At 32.0% G+C, this 16,904-nt stretch carries 10 protein-coding genes and 1 tRNA gene; 5 read left to right on the forward strand and 6 right to left on the reverse strand.

Annotated elements, in window-relative coordinates; all coding sequences use genetic code 11:
• Positions 1 to 247 precede the first annotated feature (247 nt).
• Both mazG and CLV33_RS08535 read left to right on the forward strand, forming a co-directional pair.
• On the forward strand, positions 248 to 1,027 hold the full coding sequence (gene mazG, locus CLV33_RS08530; RefSeq protein ID WP_105473549.1) for a nucleoside triphosphate pyrophosphohydrolase: 780 nt from the start codon (positions 248 to 250) through the stop codon (positions 1,025 to 1,027).
• A 378-nt stretch (positions 1,028 to 1,405) separates the two neighbouring features.
• A complete protein-coding gene (locus CLV33_RS08535) occupies positions 1,406 to 1,981 on the forward strand; it encodes a TlpA family protein disulfide reductase (protein ID WP_105473550.1) in 576 nt (191 codons plus the stop codon).
• Here the strand turns inward: CLV33_RS08535 and CLV33_RS08540 are convergent.
• The 5 genes from CLV33_RS08540 to CLV33_RS08560 are packed head-to-tail and all read right to left on the reverse strand — an operon-like array spanning position 1,976 to position 6,835.
• Positions 1,976 to 3,118 (reverse strand): lycopene cyclase family protein, encoded by a 1,143-nt coding sequence (locus CLV33_RS08540; protein ID WP_105473551.1) that lies wholly within the window; start codon positions 3,116 to 3,118, stop codon positions 1,976 to 1,978. The genes CLV33_RS08535 and CLV33_RS08540 overlap by 6 nt on opposite strands.
• 6 nt (positions 3,119 to 3,124) lie before the next feature.
• Entirely contained in the window at positions 3,125 to 3,577 is a 453-nt protein-coding gene (locus CLV33_RS08545; RefSeq protein ID WP_042245928.1) for a sterol desaturase family protein, read from the reverse strand.
• Positions 3,578 to 3,586: 9 nt separating this feature from the next.
• Positions 3,587 to 4,426, reverse strand: a complete 840-nt coding sequence (locus tag CLV33_RS08550) for a phytoene/squalene synthase family protein (protein WP_042245925.1) — start codon at positions 4,424 to 4,426, stop codon at positions 3,587 to 3,589.
• A 2-nt stretch (positions 4,427 to 4,428) separates the two neighbouring features.
• Entirely contained in the window at positions 4,429 to 5,889 is a 1,461-nt protein-coding gene (locus tag CLV33_RS08555; RefSeq protein WP_105473552.1) for a phytoene desaturase family protein, read from the reverse strand.
• Positions 5,890 to 5,932: 43 nt separating this feature from the next.
• Positions 5,933 to 6,835, reverse strand: coding sequence for a MerR family transcriptional regulator (locus CLV33_RS08560; RefSeq protein WP_042245923.1), 903 nt, complete (start codon positions 6,833 to 6,835; stop codon positions 5,933 to 5,935).
• Positions 6,836 to 7,085: 250 nt separating this feature from the next.
• Between CLV33_RS08560 and CLV33_RS08565 the strand changes: the two genes are divergently transcribed.
• The gene (locus CLV33_RS08565; protein ID WP_105473553.1) at positions 7,086 to 9,326 is read left to right on the forward strand and encodes a tetratricopeptide repeat protein; all 2,241 of its coding nucleotides are present in this window, start codon (positions 7,086 to 7,088) and stop codon (positions 9,324 to 9,326) included.
• 78 nt (positions 9,327 to 9,404) lie between these two features.
• Here CLV33_RS08565 and CLV33_RS08570 read toward each other — a convergent pair.
• Positions 9,405 to 9,489 (reverse strand) — tRNA-Leu (locus CLV33_RS08570).
• Positions 9,490 to 10,011: 522 nt separating this feature from the next.
• On the opposite strand from CLV33_RS08570, the gene CLV33_RS08575 reads away from it, so the two are divergent.
• Positions 10,012 to 14,184: a hybrid sensor histidine kinase/response regulator transcription factor gene (locus CLV33_RS08575; RefSeq protein ID WP_105473554.1), complete on the forward strand. Its 4,173-nt coding sequence runs from the start codon at positions 10,012 to 10,014 to the stop codon at positions 14,182 to 14,184.
• 427 nt (positions 14,185 to 14,611) lie between these two features.
• The gene (locus CLV33_RS08580; protein WP_170063996.1) at positions 14,612 to 16,891 is read left to right on the forward strand and encodes a fasciclin domain-containing protein; all 2,280 of its coding nucleotides are present in this window, start codon (positions 14,612 to 14,614) and stop codon (positions 16,889 to 16,891) included.
• Positions 16,892 to 16,904 lie beyond the last annotated feature (13 nt).

Raw genomic sequence — 16,904 nt, forward strand, 5'->3', positions numbered from 1 at the left:
AAGGGCTGGATTTTTTAGTTTTAACCTGATTTTGTTTTTAAAGATATTGTTTCTTAAATACTTATAAAATAAGGGGCTTTTAAATGGCGCACAACTTCAGCGCATATAACGAATATCCAACGGTAAACCAAGTTATCCATTTATTCCCATAAAATTAAGTACACCCATACAAGTTTCAAACTAGTTTTAAAAGCAATAATTGCTTCTTCTGTACCATCAAAATTGTATTTTTACAAAAATTCTCAGAATGAACTCAAGACAAAATCAACTAAAGGCGTTTGATAGATTATTAACCATAATGGACGAGCTACGGGAACAGTGCCCGTGGGACAAAAAACAAACCATGGAAACGCTTCGCCATTTAACTATTGAAGAAACTTATGAACTTGGTGACGCCATTTTGGATAACGATTTAAATGAAGTAAAAAAAGAGCTCGGGGATGTACTTTTACACATTGTATTTTATTCTAAAATTGGGAGTGAAACCAAAGATTTTGATATTGCTGATGTGTGCAACTCTATCTGCGAAAAACTCATTAACCGTCATCCACACATTTATGGGGATGTGAATGTTGAAAATGAAGACGACGTAAAGCGAAACTGGGAAAATTTAAAATTAAAAGAGGGTAAAAAAAGTGTGCTTGAAGGCGTGCCTAAAAGTTTGCCCGCTTTGGTGAAAGCCAATAGAATTCAAGAAAAAGTAGCTGGTGTAGGTTTTGATTGGGAACAGCCAGAGCAAGTTTGGGAAAAAGTACAGGAGGAGTTGCAGGAACTTAATGCCGAAATAAAATCTGGAGACAAAAATGCTATTGAAAGCGAATTTGGAGATGTATTATTTTCTATGGTAAATTACGCTAGATTTTTAAAAATAAACCCAGAAAATGCACTAGAACGTACCAATAAAAAATTCACGAAACGCTTTACATATTTAGAAGAAAAGGCAAAAAAATTAAACAAACCATTATCTGAAATGACCTTGGGAGAAATGGATGTATTTTGGGAAGAAGCAAAGCTTTTGGCAAAATAGACATTGGAAAATCTGTGATTTTCAAATGTTAAAACAGTGAAAAAGCAAAGCTTTTGGCAAAATAAGCATTGGAAAATCTGTGATTTTCAAATGTTAAAACAGTGAAGAAGCAAAGCTTTTGGCAAAATAGACATTGGAAAATCTGTGATTTTCAAATGTTAAAACAGTGAAGAAGCAAAGCTTTTGGCAAAATAGACATTGGAAAATCTGTGATTTTCAAATGTTAAAACAGTGAAGAAGCAAAGCTTTTGGCAAAATAGACATTGGAAAATCTGTGATTTTCAAATGTTAAAACAGTGAAGAAGCAAAGCTTTTGTAAAACTAGGGATTAAAAATCTGTGGTTTTCAACTATAAATAGGGAGCTAAACTATTTTAAAATGAAATTAACAAGATCTAGACTTAAAAATCTCATATTTCTTGCGGCAATAGCACTACTAATTATTCCGCAAACAAGAACGCCTATTCAAGTGTTTTTAAACAAAGGTTTGGCATTGTTCGGTCCGTCTATTGAAGATACTGCTAATTTAAAACATATTACAGATTACAATTGGAGGCTAAAATCTATAAACAACGAGGTTTTAGATTTTAATACTGTGCAGGGAAAAGTAGTACTCATTAATTTTTGGGCAACATGGTGCCCACCATGTATTGCAGAAATGCCAAGTATGAAAGCACTTTATGCAGATTATAAAGATAAAATTGAATTTGTTTTTGTATCAAACGAAAAGCCTAAAACCATAAAGGCATTTTTAACTAAAAACAATTACACTTTTAATGTTTATACACCATTAACAAAGCATCCTGATGTGTTTAATATTAAGGGAATTCCACGAACATTTTTAATTGATACTAATGGAAATATTGTAATAGACAAAACAGGTGCCGCCAATTGGAATAGCGATACTGTGCGACATACAATTGATAGTTTGTTAAATACCGCAAATGCGTTATAAAGTCTTAAAAAACGCTTTTATAAAGCTCCAGGAAAAGAGTGAGGACATAATTTTTAGCTCTTCCCAAAAAGTAGATTCTTCATCTAAAAAACGAAACATTGTTTCTACGCCATTTTTATCATAAAATTGCTGAAAAATCCATTCGCCTTTATGGTTTTCGTCTTTAAGGACCTTTAAAAATACTTTATCGTAAAACCTGTATTTTCTTTTAAATAGCTGTTTGGATGGTATTTTATTGGCTTTAATATTTTCAATAAGTTTAGCTACTTTTTTTTCAGTATGCTTAAAGGAATATCCTGTTGATGGTTTTACCCAACCGCCACCAGTACCAATTTTTGTGATGTTTTTGGTGTTAAAACTATCAAAAGGAAAAGTAGTCATAGGAATATTGCCTTGTTCAGATTCTAAAATCGTGTAAGTGTCAACTTCTAAATATGTTTTAATATACGTTTCAATAAAAGTATCATAAACAGATTCATCAACAATATTTTCAGTAAAATATGTAAATTCAACGAGTGCTTCATATTCAGAAAAAGGCAAAACGTAAGTGAATGTAGTTTGTTGGCCGTCTTTTAAACGGTAATCCATCATAGTAAGTGTATCTGCATTAAAAGTTTTAGTTTCAGTTTTAATAATAATACCCTTAAAATGTTGGTTAATGGTTATGCTTTTGTTTTTAGTATAAAATTCCTTAGGAATTCTACTATCAAACACATGTCCCGCTGTAAATGTTTGATGTTTCGTTTCTACAACAGTTTCTAAACCATCTAGAACCGAAGTTGCTTCATCACTAATAAAATGGATGTTTTCATGATTTTTTAATTTAGATTTGGCATAATTATAAAAATCAATGGCTCTTATCGATTTATAGGTGTAGGGCGAGAGCGTTAAATCGATTGTTTTTTTTGATGAAACAATAGTGGCTTTTTTCCACGTTTTATAAGGTAAATTTAGCCAATATGAAGGATGGGTTTCCCAAAAACTCCAAGTTTTATCATTTTCGGTTTTTGGAGAAGGGTCTATAAGTGCTATTCGCTTGTCCTTAAAGAATGTATCGTCAGCAAATTTTAGCGCCAGTTGTAAACCAGCCAAACCATTTCCAATGATAATGTAATCGAAATGGGAACTATTCGCCATTCCGCATTATTTCTTTTTAAAGTATTTAAAAGGCACAAATAACATCCCAAAGCATTCACCATCGTCTTTTCCTAAGTGTTTATGGTGAATTTTGTGAGCTCTTCGCACACCGCGTGCATACCAGTTATTTGCATTTCTAAACATCTTGAAACGCTGGTGTATAAAAATATCGTGTACAATAAAATACGACAAGCCATAAGCAAAAATGCCCAAACCAATAGGTAGCCCTGGCCAAAAACTGGCGTATTTCCAAAGTAAAAAGAAACCAATACTCACCACTGCGTAAAAAATAAAAAATGCATCGTTACGCTCAAACCAACTGTCGTGGTCTTTATGGTGGTGGTCTTTATGTAAGCTCCATAAAAATCCGTGCATAATGTATTTATGCGTAAACCACGCCATAAATTCCATAAAACAATACGTGCCTAAAAAAATAAGAATCCAATAAACTGTTTGCATAGTATAAAATTACATTAAATTTAATTGATATTTTACATAACTGCGCATTAGAAGCTCAATTTTTTTTGGATTAGAAACTCTAATACGAGTATCTTTTATTTGTAGTGCGGGTGTTTTTTTAAGTTTCTTTAAAAGTTGACTGTAGTATCGGTACGCCATAAAAACACCAAACTTGGCTTCCATAGGTAGTTTTTTTATGCCACTTAAACCTTTTTCAAAATCACTTTCTATATCGTCAATAATTTGTTGTTTAGAATTTTCATCTAAATTATTTAGGTCTACATTAGGGAAGTAACTTCTGTTTAATTCATTAAAATCTGCCTTAATATCTCTTAGAAAGTTTACTTTTTGAAATGCAGACCCCAAGGACATTGCAGTGTCTTTTAGTTCGTTGTATTTTTCTTCATCACCTTTTACAAAAACCTTTAAGCACATTAACCCCACTACATCTGCAGAACCATAAATATAAGCCTTATACTCTTCTTCAGAGAGGTAATCTTTTTTGTGCAGGTCTAAACGCATACTTTTCATAAAGGCATCAACCATGCTTTTATCAATATTGTAGGTGTGATATGTGTGTTGAAATGAGTTTAAAATAGGATTTAAGCTTATTTTGTGTTTTAAGGCATGTTCTAAATCGGTAGTAAAATTTTCAAATAATTCGGCTTTATCAAAATCGTGAAAAGAATCCACAATTTCATCGGCAAACCTTACAAATCCATAAATATTATAAATATGCATTCTTATGGAATTCGATAGCATTTTTGTAGCTAATGAAAACGAAGTGCTGTAACTTCTTGTTACTACTTTACTGCAATTGTATGAAACGGTATCAAATAATGCTTTCATTATTAATTATGGTGTTTGTTAATAAGTTGTGCCACTAATTTACCAGAAATTAGTGATGGTGGAACTCCTGGACCTGGAACCGTAAGTTGCCCTGTAAAGTAAAGGTTATTAACTTTTTTACTTTTTAATTTTGGTCTTAAAAAGGCTGTTTGAGATAGCGTATTGGCCATTCCGTAAGCATTTCCTTTGTAAGAATTATATTCTTTTATGAAATCCCTAACACAGAAGGAATCTTTAAATATAATATTATTTAGCACATCTTGTTTTGTTAATTTTTGAAACCTCGACATTATAATATCGAAATATTGTGCCCTTATTTCATTTGTATCCTCAATTCCAGGGGCAATTGGGATTAGAAAAAAACCAGTTTCGCAGCCTTCAGGAGCCATAGATGCATCTGTTACCGAAGGAAAATTAGCGTAAAATAACGGATCTTCTGGCCATTGTGGATTATCGTAGATTTCTTCGGCATGCGTTTCAAAGCTAGTATCGAAGAATAAATTGTGGTGTTCTATATTTTTTAATTTTTTATTGAATCCAATATAAAACAATAGTGAAGAAGGAGCAAAAGTTTTTTTAGCCCAATATGCCTCAGAGTATTGTCTGTATTTTTCATCCAATAAAGTTTCAGAATGGTGATAATCTGCACCGCTTAAAACAACATCAAATGTTTTTGTTTCACCATTTACTATTATAGATTTAGCATGTTTATCCTCAACATTTATTTTTTCTATGTTGCTGTTAGTGTAAAATTTAACCCCTAAACTTTCAGCAAGATTCTTCATAGCTTTAATAACTTCATACATGCCACCTCTAGGGTGCCAAGTGCCCAAACCAAAATCGGCGTAATTCATAAAACTATAAAACGATGGTGTATTGCTTGGTTTAGCTCCAAGAAATAGCACAGGAAATTCTAACGTAGAAATTAGCTTAGGATTTTTAAATTTTTTACGAACATCACCGCTAATTGTCTTAAAAAACTGGTCTACTCTTGTTGCAGTTTCTGGTGTTATTAATTCAAACGGAGAAATACCAGGCTTTAAAACTACTTTATTTATAGCGATATCGTAATTTGTTGCAGCTTTATTGATAAACTGCCTTAAAGGTTTAGAGCTTCCTGGTTCTATACGTTCAAACTCAGCACAAATTTTGTCCATGGTATCACCAATGGTAATTATTTCGTCCTTAAAAAAAATTTTGTAAGCGGGACTTAACTTGTCTAACACATAATAATCGGATGTTGATTTTCCGAAGTCATTAAAAAACTTCTCAAAAATATCGGGCATCCAGTACCAACTAGGGCCAATATCAAAAGTGAAACCTTCTTTTTTTAGCTGTCTCGCACGACCTCCTACTGTATTATTTTTTTCGAAAACGGATACATCAAAACCTAATTGTTTTAAATAACAACTAGCGGATAGTGCGGAGAATCCTGAGCCTATTATAGCGATTGTTTTGTTCATTGTTTAACAAATGTAATAAAAAGTTAAACAAAAATAAATGAATTTATAAATCTTTAACTAAGTTTTCTATGGAATTGTATAAAGTAATGCGTTCAGGTATTTTAGCATCTTCGTCTAGACCTATTAATTTGGGGCCTAGAAGTAGTAAATCAGTTCTATCGTTATTTAAAAGCAAATCATCAAAATCCTTCAAATATTTTGGGATTTCACTAAGTTCAGGGTTTACGGTAAAGTACGATATGAATGTAATTTCATTAAAAAATTCTAAAACGCTAACTAAGCTAGACATTGGCACGCTCTCACCTAAAAATATGGTATGGTAGCCTTTGCTCCTTAACTCGTAATTTATAAATAAAAGGCCAATATCGTGTACTTCGTTATCTGGTAAATATAAAATAAATGTTTTAGATTCAGGTTTTGGCTCTAATATTTGTAGGCGTTCTATGTTAATTAGTATTTTTTGCTTTATGTGAGACGTTAAAAAGTGCTCGTGTGCAGGAGTAATAGTATCGGTTTGCCACAATAAACCTATTTCGTTAAGCAGGGGCAAAAACACATCGTAAAACACTTTTTTAAACGACTTGTGCTCTATCAAATTATTATAAGTATTATAAAATAAAACTTGATCGAAATTGAGCATTGAAAGTTTAAACGCATTAATGGCGTGGTCTTCTACCTTGGCTCTAGAAGCTATTTCCCTTACTTTTATGGGGATTTCACTTTCCGAGAGTTTTGCTATTTTAGAAATTTTGTATCCATTATTGTTCAAAAAGGATATATTAAGTAATTTTTGCAAACTCGCTAAGCTGTAACTTCTAATATTGGTATCGCTTCTATTAGGACGCAACAAATTATAACGCTTTTCCCATATTCTAATGGTGTGAGCCTTAATACCTGTTAGGTTTTCTAAATCCTTAATACTAAAATTAACCTGTATATTGTTCATCAAAAATTAATTTTTCTTAAACAAAATTACAAATAGATTATGACAAATCACTACAAAAGGATTTAAAATTTTAAAAATTAACACTTAATTTTTATCGTTTTATTGAATAACTTACTAAAATTGACTAATTATGAATGCTTTAGCCTAGTATTTTTAGAATATGAAAACCCTTTGATACTGCTAGATTATTAAGTATTTTTGAAGGGTAATTGCCAACTTCTTTTATTTAAAATTTTTATAGGTATAATTTATGCGTTTAGTCTTTTTAATTTTAACACTTTTAGTATGTTTTTCCTGTAAAAATGACAAATCGGAATATGTTGACATTCAAGATTTTGAGGAAAAAACCTTCGCGTCTACGGCGCAAATCCCAGACGATCACTTTTTAGGTGACGCAGCCTGTAAATCTTGCCATAAAGAGGCGTTTAAAGATTGGAAAGGCTCCCATCATGACAAAGCGATGCAAATTGCTACAGATTCTACTATATTGGGAGATTTTAATAATAAAACGTTTACCAGCCAAGGTATAACATCGCGATTCTTCCAAAAAAATGGTGAGTTTTATGTAAATACAGAAGGACGAGACGGTAAGTACCACGATTATAAAATTGAATATACCTTTGGTATTACGCCCTTACAACAATACATAGTTAAGTTTCCTGATGGGCATTACCAATGTTTAAGAACTGCTTGGGATACCGAAAAAAATAAGTGGTTTGATTTATACCCAGATTTTAAAGTGGTGCACTCTGAGTGGCTGCACTGGTCTAGAGGCGGATTAAATTGGAACAATATGTGTGCCGATTGTCATTCTACTAATGTTAGAAAAAATTACGATATAGAAACTCATAGCTATGATACAAAATATGCGCTTATTAATGTAAGTTGTGAAGCATGCCACGGTCCTGGTAAAGCCCACGTAGAAAATGCAAATAGGTTAGGAGCGGCCTATAAAGTTGCAGGTGATTTGAAAATGACTTTTAATACAGAGCCTAAACAATTAGTTGATGATTGCGCCAGATGCCATGTAAGAAGGGAGCAATACACTAAATTTTATAATTTTGAAGGTACTTTTCTGGATCATTATTTTCCTCAAGTGTTAGTAAATAATTTGTATCATCCAGATGGGCAAATTTTAGATGAGGTTTACGTATATGGTTCTTTTCTTCAAAGTAAAATGTATCAAAATAACGTTACGTGCACCAATTGCCATAATCCACACTCATTAAAATTAAGGTTTGAGGGAAATAAACTCTGCGCCCAATGCCATGATACCAAAGTTTACGAAGCGCCTTCTCATCATTTTCATGACATGAATTCAGAAGGCGCCCAATGTATAAACTGCCATATGACGGGTAAAATTTACATGGGTAACGATTATCGTAGAGACCACAGTTTTAGGATTCCAAGACCAGATTTAAGCTTAAAATATGGCACCCCCAATGCTTGTGTACAATGCCATACCGATAAAGATGATGCCTGGGCTTGGGAACATTATCAGAAAACACATGGCACACCAAAATCCAAACATTTTTCAGAGCTACTAGCCCCGGGTTTAACAGGAGATCCACATGGGTTCGAAAAATTACTAGAATTATCAAAAGATACTATTTATCCAGAAATAGCTAGGGCATCTGCTGTTACAGCCATGACCAATTACATGGATGAAAACACAATAAATACAATGCTATCGTTTTTAAATGACGAATCGCCTATTGTAAGAGGAGCAACAATTGATGCGTTAGGCGACATGTATACAGCAGATTATGCTACATATTTCCTCCCTTTACTTAATGATAAAAAGCGTAGCGTTAGGGTAAAAGCTTTTATGGCTGTGGCTGTTTTAAATGAATTTCAAATACCAGAAGCTTATAAGGAAGTTTACAAAAAAGTAGAGGAAGAGTTTAATGCACAAATTGAAGTTACAGGCGATTTTTCTGGTGGTAGAGCAAAAAAAGCATCGTATTATCTAAAAAAAGGAGATGTTGTAAATGCAATTTCATGGTACGAAAAAGCGCTGGAAATAGATAACTTGAATAATATAATACGTATGAATTTAGCAAATTTATACTATCGTAATAAAGAGTTTGATAAAGCTGAAAATGCATTTAAACTTGTTATAGAGCAAGAACCAGAATTCTCGCAAACTTATTACTCTTATGCTTTGTTGTTGGCAGAATTAAATAGGGTGGAAGAGGCCATTAAACAAATGGAACTAGCCATAAAACATACGCCAAACAATGTTAGGTTTTATTATAATTTAAGTTTGTTGTACGATAAAATAAATAAACTTAAAAAAGCAGAACAGATAGCTGCCAAAGGTTTAAAAATAGCACCAGATAACGAGAGTTTACTATATGTTTTGGCTTATGTTTACCAAAAAAGTGGACAATTTAGTAAGGCTACAAATGTAGCCTCTAGGTTGGTGCAACTTTACCCTAATAATCAACAATACCGTACCTTTTACAATCAATTAAAAGCTTTAAAATAGTTTTACTAAATAGCTGCGATTGTTTCGTGTAAAAATAAAATTTTAAAAATATAAAGGTGTAAATACTAAAAACAAGAGTGCACACGAGAAGATTCGAACTTCCACATCCTAAACGGATACTGGCCCCTCAAGCCAGCGCGTCTACCAATTCCGCCACGTGTGCTTATTTAAAAAAGTACGCTAAAATAGAAAAATTAGGCGAGATAGCTTAAATTTTTTTCGCCAAATTCAGAACATAGTATTACTTCTTAATTTGGCAGAAATCTGTAATACAATTAAAGATTTGTTATATGTATGTTGTAACTACTTCAATGCCTGTTTTGTAAAATTTAATCTTAAAAAATTTAATAGGTAGTATTTTACTTTAATAAATGTAAAGTATTGTAAACACTGCGTTTATTTGTAAATAATTTCAGTTTTGTTATTCAATAAAAAGGATAAAAAAATAATTCCAAAAATAAATAAGATATAGATGGGTTAATTGCGATATACTAAAAATAGTATTATATTTCGCAGTATTTTAGGTTGTAAAAATTCTACACAATTAAGTTTAAATTTAATTAATCATTTTTATAAAAATTACGTTTTCATAAAGCTTAGTTTCACTATTAAATGTTTAAATATTAAATTGTATAACGAGAGTATTTTGCCCTAACCAATTAAGCCAACCAACTAAAGTTTTAAAATGAAATCTAGAATATACATTACATTATCCTACTTTTTGCTTTGTAACCTTTTATGTGCACAGTTTAATAACCTTAAGTTTGAAAATTTAGATACAACTGAGGGATTATCAAGTAGTACTTGTTTTGAAATTTTTCAAGATAAGGAAGGTTTTCTGTGGTTTGGAACAATTGATGGTCTTAATAAATACAACGGATACGAATTTGAAGTCTTTAGATCGATTTTGAACGATCCACATTCCATAAGCAATAATAGAATAAATGTAATAGAAGAAGATAACGAAGGCAATTTATGGATAGGAACAAACAACGGACTAAACCTGTATAACAAAAGAACTAATAAATTTTTACGTATAGATTTATATAAACAATTATCGCTCTCTAACAGTAATCAAAAAATTATAAACGATCTTTTGTACGATTCCATTAGTAACCATCTATGGGTGGCAACAAACAATGGTGTTATAAAAATAGTGTTGCAAGACGATGCCTCTAACTACGAAAATTTTAAGTTTTCTTATTATATAAATGATGAAAACAACCCTAGCTCTCTAGATAACAATACAGCCAATGTAATTTTACTAGATGAAAACAACAGTATTTGGGTAGGTACCAATGGGGATTATTTAAACCATTATAATACAGGTAAAGATAATTTTGAGCGTATTTTAATTAATAATAAAAAGCCTTATGAGCTAAACCATATACCTAAAAAGGTTTTTATTGATTCTGATGGGGATTTTTGGATAGGTAACGATTTTTCTAATCTCATACTATGGAATAGAGCTAGTAATACCTTTAGGCATGTGTCGATGGTAGAAAATACCACCCCAATTTTAGGAATACACCAAGACAAAGGAGGGCTATTTTGGGTATCTACAGATGTTAACGGTATTTATTTGTTTGAAAAGAAATCCCTTAAGGTAAAACAACATATAGTAAATAACCCCTCAGACCCGTTTTCGCTTCCAAATAACAAACCTTCTAAAGTTTTTGTTGATAGAAAAGGTATTTATTGGATAGGGAGTTATGATAAAGGTGTAAGTAAATTCGATCCATCAAAAAACCTATTTGGTCATTATTATTACAAACCAGGCGAACCTAATGGTATGAGTGAAAAAACAGTACAATCTGTTTTACAAGACTCAAAAGGGAGAATTTGGATAAGTGCTTATAACGGAGGTCTCAATTTATTTCTAGAGAAAAACAACAGTTTTAAGCATTACGGGAATAATGGAAAAAAAGAGACCTCATTAAGTTCCACAAAAATATTATATACGTTTGAGGGTAGCGATGGCAACATATGGGTGTGTACCTTAGATGGAGGTCTAAATAAGTTTAACCCAAATAATAAGACTTTTAAGCACTATTTACATAATGCTTCAGACACCTTAAGTATTGCTCAAAACTCCGTTTGGACTGGTGTTGAGGATTCTAAAAAAAGATTGTGGTTTGGTTTAAGAACGCAAGGTATAAGTTTGTATAACCCAAAAACTCAAAATTTTCATAATTATAAAAATACGTTTTCAACCAAAAATGGGTTAGTAAGCAATAATATTCTATTCACTTTTATAGATTCTAAAAACCGTTTATTAATAGGAACTTTCTTGGGTTTAAATGTTTTAGATCTTAATTCTTTAAATGAGGATGTGCCATTAGAAATTAAATTCACTCATATTAAAGGTAAAGGCATTGAAGAAACAGGGATAAACCATATAACGGAAGACCACTTAGGCAATATTTGGTTGGGTGCCGATAGCGGCGTACATAAACTTAATGCGTCTTTAGAGTTGGTAAAATCGTATTCATCTCAAGATGGGCTTCCCAATAACTTAGTTGTTGGCATTCAAGAAGATAATAATCATAATTTATGGATAAGTACAAAAGGAGGTATATCTTTATTTAATCCACGAACAAATCAGTTTAAAAATTTTAACTCCCATGATGGTTTACAAGGGTTGGAGTTTCAAAGTAAATCTATTGAGAAAACTAAAGATGGAAGAATTATTGTTGGTGGAATAAACGGATTTAATATTTTTCATCCAGATAATATTAAAGAGAGCGATTCAGTAAACCTTCAACCAAAAATTGTAAACTTTAAGCTAAATAATAAGACCGTTATTTCTGGTGACTCTATAAATGGTAGGGTTCTTTTAAGAAAACATATATCGCAAACAGATAATTTACAGCTAAACTACGATGAGAATTATATCTCATTTGAATTTCTTGCCCTTAATTTTGATAATCCAGAGAACGTACAGTATGCATACAGAATGCAGGGTTTAGATGAAGAGTTTATAAATGTTGGCTCCAATAGAACTGTAAACCTCTCTAACCTAGAATATGGCGATTATACTTTTGAGGTTAGAGCATCGGTAGATGGAGAGTGGAGTAAAGCATCTGTAGCATCGCTTAACATAGAAATTTTGCCACCATATTGGAGAACTTGGTGGGCATATTTAATTTACCTGATAATTGGTGCTGCTATTTTTTGGATTATTGTACATTATTATACCCTAAAAGTTCAAGAAAAGCAACAGCACGAGTTAGACCAAATGAAACTTAAATTCTTTGTAAACGTATCTCATGAATTTAGAACACCATTAACACTAATTTTAAATCCTGTAGATAAAATACTTTCTAACTTTAATAACGATACAGAAACCATAAAGCAGTCTGCACAATCAATACAGCGAAGTGCCAGAAGGCTATTACATTTGGTTAACCAATTACTCGATTACAGAAAGATGGATGCAGGCATGGCGCCATTAAGGTTGCAAAAAGGCGATATTGTTAAGTTTAGTAAGGACATTTTTTTGCTGTTTAAAGACATAGCCTTTAAAAAACAAATTGTTTATAATTTTAATTCTAATGCCGATTCTATTACAGGAAATTTTGATTTTGATAAGGTAGAGAAGATAACTACCAATTTAATTTCAAACGCCCTAAAGTTTACAAATAGCGGTGGTGAAATTAGTGTATCTATTAATAAAATAAGAGATGAAAAAAGCACCACTTTAGGGGCCTTTTTCAAAAAGAAGATATCGGGAGATTATATTGAAATTATTGTGGAAGATACAGGTATAGGTCTTGATAAGGAACAGCAAAACAATATTTTTTCTCGATTTTATAATGTAAAAAATGATAAATCTGGTACAGGAATAGGCTTAAATTTTACCAAAGCATTGGTAGAGATTCATCAAGGCGATATTTCATTTGAAAGTCAACTAAACGTAGGTACTAAATTTATTGTAAAATTACCTATAGATTTAGAATCTAAAACAGAAAAAGCAGCAAATATTAAAGATGAATTTTTAATAAATACATTTAATGCTTTAGAATATGATATGCTTACATCTGATGATGAGGTAGTTGCCGCAAATAGCGTTGAAAAAGATACGTCTAAAAAACCCGTTGTACTCATTGTTGAAGACAATAAAGAGCTAAGAGTTCATTTATCTAACGATTTAAAAGGACATTATCTTGTAAAAGAAGCTGTAAATGGAGAGCAAGGGTTAAAAATGGTAAAGAAAATTATGCCAGATATAGTTATTAGCGATGTTATGATGCCTAAAATGGACGGTTTTAAAATGTGCGAACTACTTAAAACAGATTTTGATACCTGCCATATACCAATTATTCTGTTAACAGCTAAAACATTAGATGAAGATAGGGTGCAAGGATACAATCAAGGGGCAGACGGTTACATATCCAAGCCTTTCGTAACAAGTGTATTAAGGGCGAGAATAGATAATTTATTAGAAGCTAAGAGAAGGTTAAGAAAACGTTTTTCTGAAATTGGTGGGGCATTTATATCTCATGAGATTACTACCAATAATTTAGATGAAGTCTTTCTAGATAAAGCTACAAAAATTGTAATGGATAATATAACACAAGTAGATTTTAAACAAGAACAGCTTTTAAAGGAAATGGGTATTGGTCGCTCACAATTTTATAGAAAAATAAATTCCCTAACAGGTAGTAATCCAAGTAATTTTATACGTACTATACGGTTACGTTATGCCTCAGAGTTATTATTGCAACAGCGTTACTCTATAAAAGAAGTAACCCATATGTCTGGGTTTAATTCTACGGCTTATTTTAGTAAAACCTTTCGAGAGTTATTTAATGTAACTCCCAGTCAGTTTGTTGAGCAGAACAAAAAAGATAGCTAACATAAACAGTATTTTTATTTTTAATAGTGCGCTACCAACTTTCCTGTAATAATGTCTCTCACTTTTAATTAAAAACGCAACTAACCTTTAAAAAATTAAATACTTAGAATATATGAATAAGATATTCTAAAAATAGCATGTTAAATTTTTATTTAAAGCTATTTAAAAAGTAAAATATTCAATATTTAACAATCTACAACGATATAGTGTTTTTTTTATGTTAAAAGAACTATAATTTATCTCTAAAGAGCAATAATTTATATAGGTAAAACACCTGCTTTCTTAAGTTTGTCTTAAAATATTGTTAATGAAAACCAAAATTTTATGGTTTTTAGAAATTAGTATTATCAACCAATTTTTTAACTATAATAATTTAAATTAATAATTAAGTATGGCAAAACAATTAAAGCACAAAAAAGTTATAATTATGATGCTCATAATTATGACTGCTTTTGGATGTAAACCAGATCCACTAGAATATGCGCGTCCAGATAACTTAGTAGGGACAATCTATCCGCAATTAGAGGCATTAGGTACATTTAATTATTATCTTCAGGCATTGGAGAAAACAGAATACAAGGACCCCTTAACCAAAGGTGGGTCGTGGACTGTATTTGCACCAACCGATGAGGCCTTCGAAAAATTTATGCAAAAAGAAGGTTATGCAAACCTTGAGGCTATTCCAGCTGAAAGAATCGAAAACATTATTAAATACTCTATAATAATTGATGCTTGGAATACTACCACTCTAACATATTATTACAGGGGGTTTTATGAGGGTAATTCATTTAAACGCAGAACTCAATACCAAGACCCTGTAGTTGAAGTTGATGCTTCAGATTATCCTTTCTTAATGGAAGAACCAGATCCAGGAAAGTACTTAATAGATACAAGTAACGGAAGAATTAAAACAATCAGTTATTTCTTAGATTCTTATTTTGATGTGAAACCCTCAACGGAAACCTCTGATTATAATTATATGTTCCCAGGTAAACAGCATGAACAGGGTGATATGAAAGTTTTTGAAGCCCATGTAGAACAAACAAATATTATTGCTGAAAACGGTATGATATATGCTTTAGACGAAGTAATAGAGCCGAGAAAGAATTTATATCAAAACCTTTCTTCTGAAGAATATGGTGGTAAATACAGCACTTTTAAAAGGTTGTTAGAGCGTTTTGCTACTATTAATTATGTAGGTGACGAGGAAAATCCTGAGACTGGTGAAATAGAAGAAATACATAGATTAAATTTCGCCACTGGAATTACCCAGAATTTGTTGCCATTTAATCCAAACGAAGAAAACTACCCAAGATTATTAAGTAATGTAGATAGAACACTAGCAAATAGTACCGGTCTTTTAGTGCCAACAAATGATGCGTTACAAAATTATTTGGATGGAGATAATATTCTAGGTCAGTTTTACGACTCCTACGATGATATGCCTCTAGATGTATTAGGTAAGTTCTTAAAACCTTTTTTCTTTGCAAACTTCTGGGATATATGTCCAAGTAACTTTGGTCAGTCTTTTAATGTTGCTTTAAACTTAGTTGATTATAAAGAAGAAGACGTTGTAGATAAAAAATTCTGCAGTAATGGTTTCTTCGCAGGTATAAATACGGTCTATACTAACGATAGTTTTGCCACCAGTATGGGACCTCTTTTATTAGATCCAGATTATACCATTATGCTTAAAGCTGTACAGGAGTTGGGTATAGATAATGCTTTACAAAGCCAAGGTATTGATTTTTCTGTATTTGGAATAAGAAATGACCAATTTGTTAATATAGCAGATCCTAATAGTGCTTCAAGAAAGATAACAGTAGTTGATTTTGAACCAGACCTATCTATCATTTATATGCAAGTTGATGGAGACCCTGTTGAATCGAACAATAGAGTATATCCAGACCCAAATTCTTCAAACCCAAGTTCTTCAGATATTAATTATGTTACAACAACACTAAAAGATATTGTTTTAAATCAAATTGTAGAAGAAGCAATAGATTTTAATTCAAACAACTATTACGTTACAAAAAGTGGCGAATACATCTATGCTTCTGGCGGTAAAATAGCTGGTGGAGGTGATATACAAAACGGCTCACAGTTAGATATAGTATCTGTTCGAGAAACTGATAATGGTAAATTTTACGAAATGAGCGGCGCTATTGAAAGACCATTGCAGTTCACATATTCTGCGTTGGTTGATAATGCCGCATCGTTCTCAATGTTTATTCAGGTTCTTGAAGGTGCAGAAGCTGTAATACCTATACCTGGTTCTGAAGATAAATTGATAAACCTTTTAAACTTACAAAAATCCTTTACGTTGCTAGCTCCTAATAACGATGCTGTAACCCAAGCTATAAGTGATGGTGTTATACCTAGTCCAGACCCAAGTTATCTAGAAGGGCTAGATCCTTTGGAGTTGGCTACAGCTAAGAAAAACCTTTTAGATTTTGCTAAGAAGCACTTTATACAACAAGCCATTCCTGCTGACGGAAGATTAACAGGAAGTTTCCCGTCATTATACTTTGATAGAGTGATTGATTTTGTTCCGGTTTATGATGAGTTTATTGTAGAAAACGATAAAGCAACATCAACTCTAACATTAACAAATACCGTAACAGGCAACGCAATAACTACGAGCGGAATCTCAAATCTGTTGTCGAAAAAGGTGGTAATACACGAAATAGATAATTATATAAAATAACTAACCAACAAAC

The sequence above is a fragment of the Jejuia pallidilutea genome, assembly GCF_002973595.1.
GTDB lineage: Bacteria > Bacteroidota > Bacteroidia > Flavobacteriales > Flavobacteriaceae > Jejuia > Jejuia pallidilutea.

What these genes read in the sequence shown, in the direction of transcription:
- CLV33_RS08540 (WP_105473551.1), bottom strand. Translation starts at nt 3,118, where the DNA reads ATGGCGAATAGTTCCCATTTCGATTACATTATCATTGGAAATGGTTTG.
- CLV33_RS08550 (WP_042245925.1), bottom strand. Translation starts at nt 4,426, where the DNA reads ATGAAAGCATTATTTGATACCGTTTCATACAATTGCAGTAAAGTAGTA.
- CLV33_RS08555 (WP_105473552.1), bottom strand. Translation starts at nt 5,889, where the DNA reads ATGAACAAAACAATCGCTATAATAGGCTCAGGATTCTCCGCACTATCC.
- CLV33_RS08575 (WP_105473554.1), top strand. Translation starts at nt 10,012, where the DNA reads ATGAAATCTAGAATATACATTACATTATCCTACTTTTTGCTTTGTAAC.
- CLV33_RS08545 (WP_042245928.1), bottom strand. Translation starts at nt 3,577, where the DNA reads ATGCAAACAGTTTATTGGATTCTTATTTTTTTAGGCACGTATTGTTTT.
- CLV33_RS08580 (WP_170063996.1), top strand. Translation starts at nt 14,612, where the DNA reads ATGATGCTCATAATTATGACTGCTTTTGGATGTAAACCAGATCCACTA.
- CLV33_RS08535 (WP_105473550.1), top strand. Translation starts at nt 1,406, where the DNA reads ATGAAATTAACAAGATCTAGACTTAAAAATCTCATATTTCTTGCGGCA.
- CLV33_RS08565 (WP_105473553.1), top strand. Translation starts at nt 7,086, where the DNA reads ATGCGTTTAGTCTTTTTAATTTTAACACTTTTAGTATGTTTTTCCTGT.
- mazG (WP_105473549.1), top strand. Translation starts at nt 248, where the DNA reads ATGAACTCAAGACAAAATCAACTAAAGGCGTTTGATAGATTATTAACC.
- CLV33_RS08560 (WP_042245923.1), bottom strand. Translation starts at nt 6,835, where the DNA reads ATGAACAATATACAGGTTAATTTTAGTATTAAGGATTTAGAAAACCTA.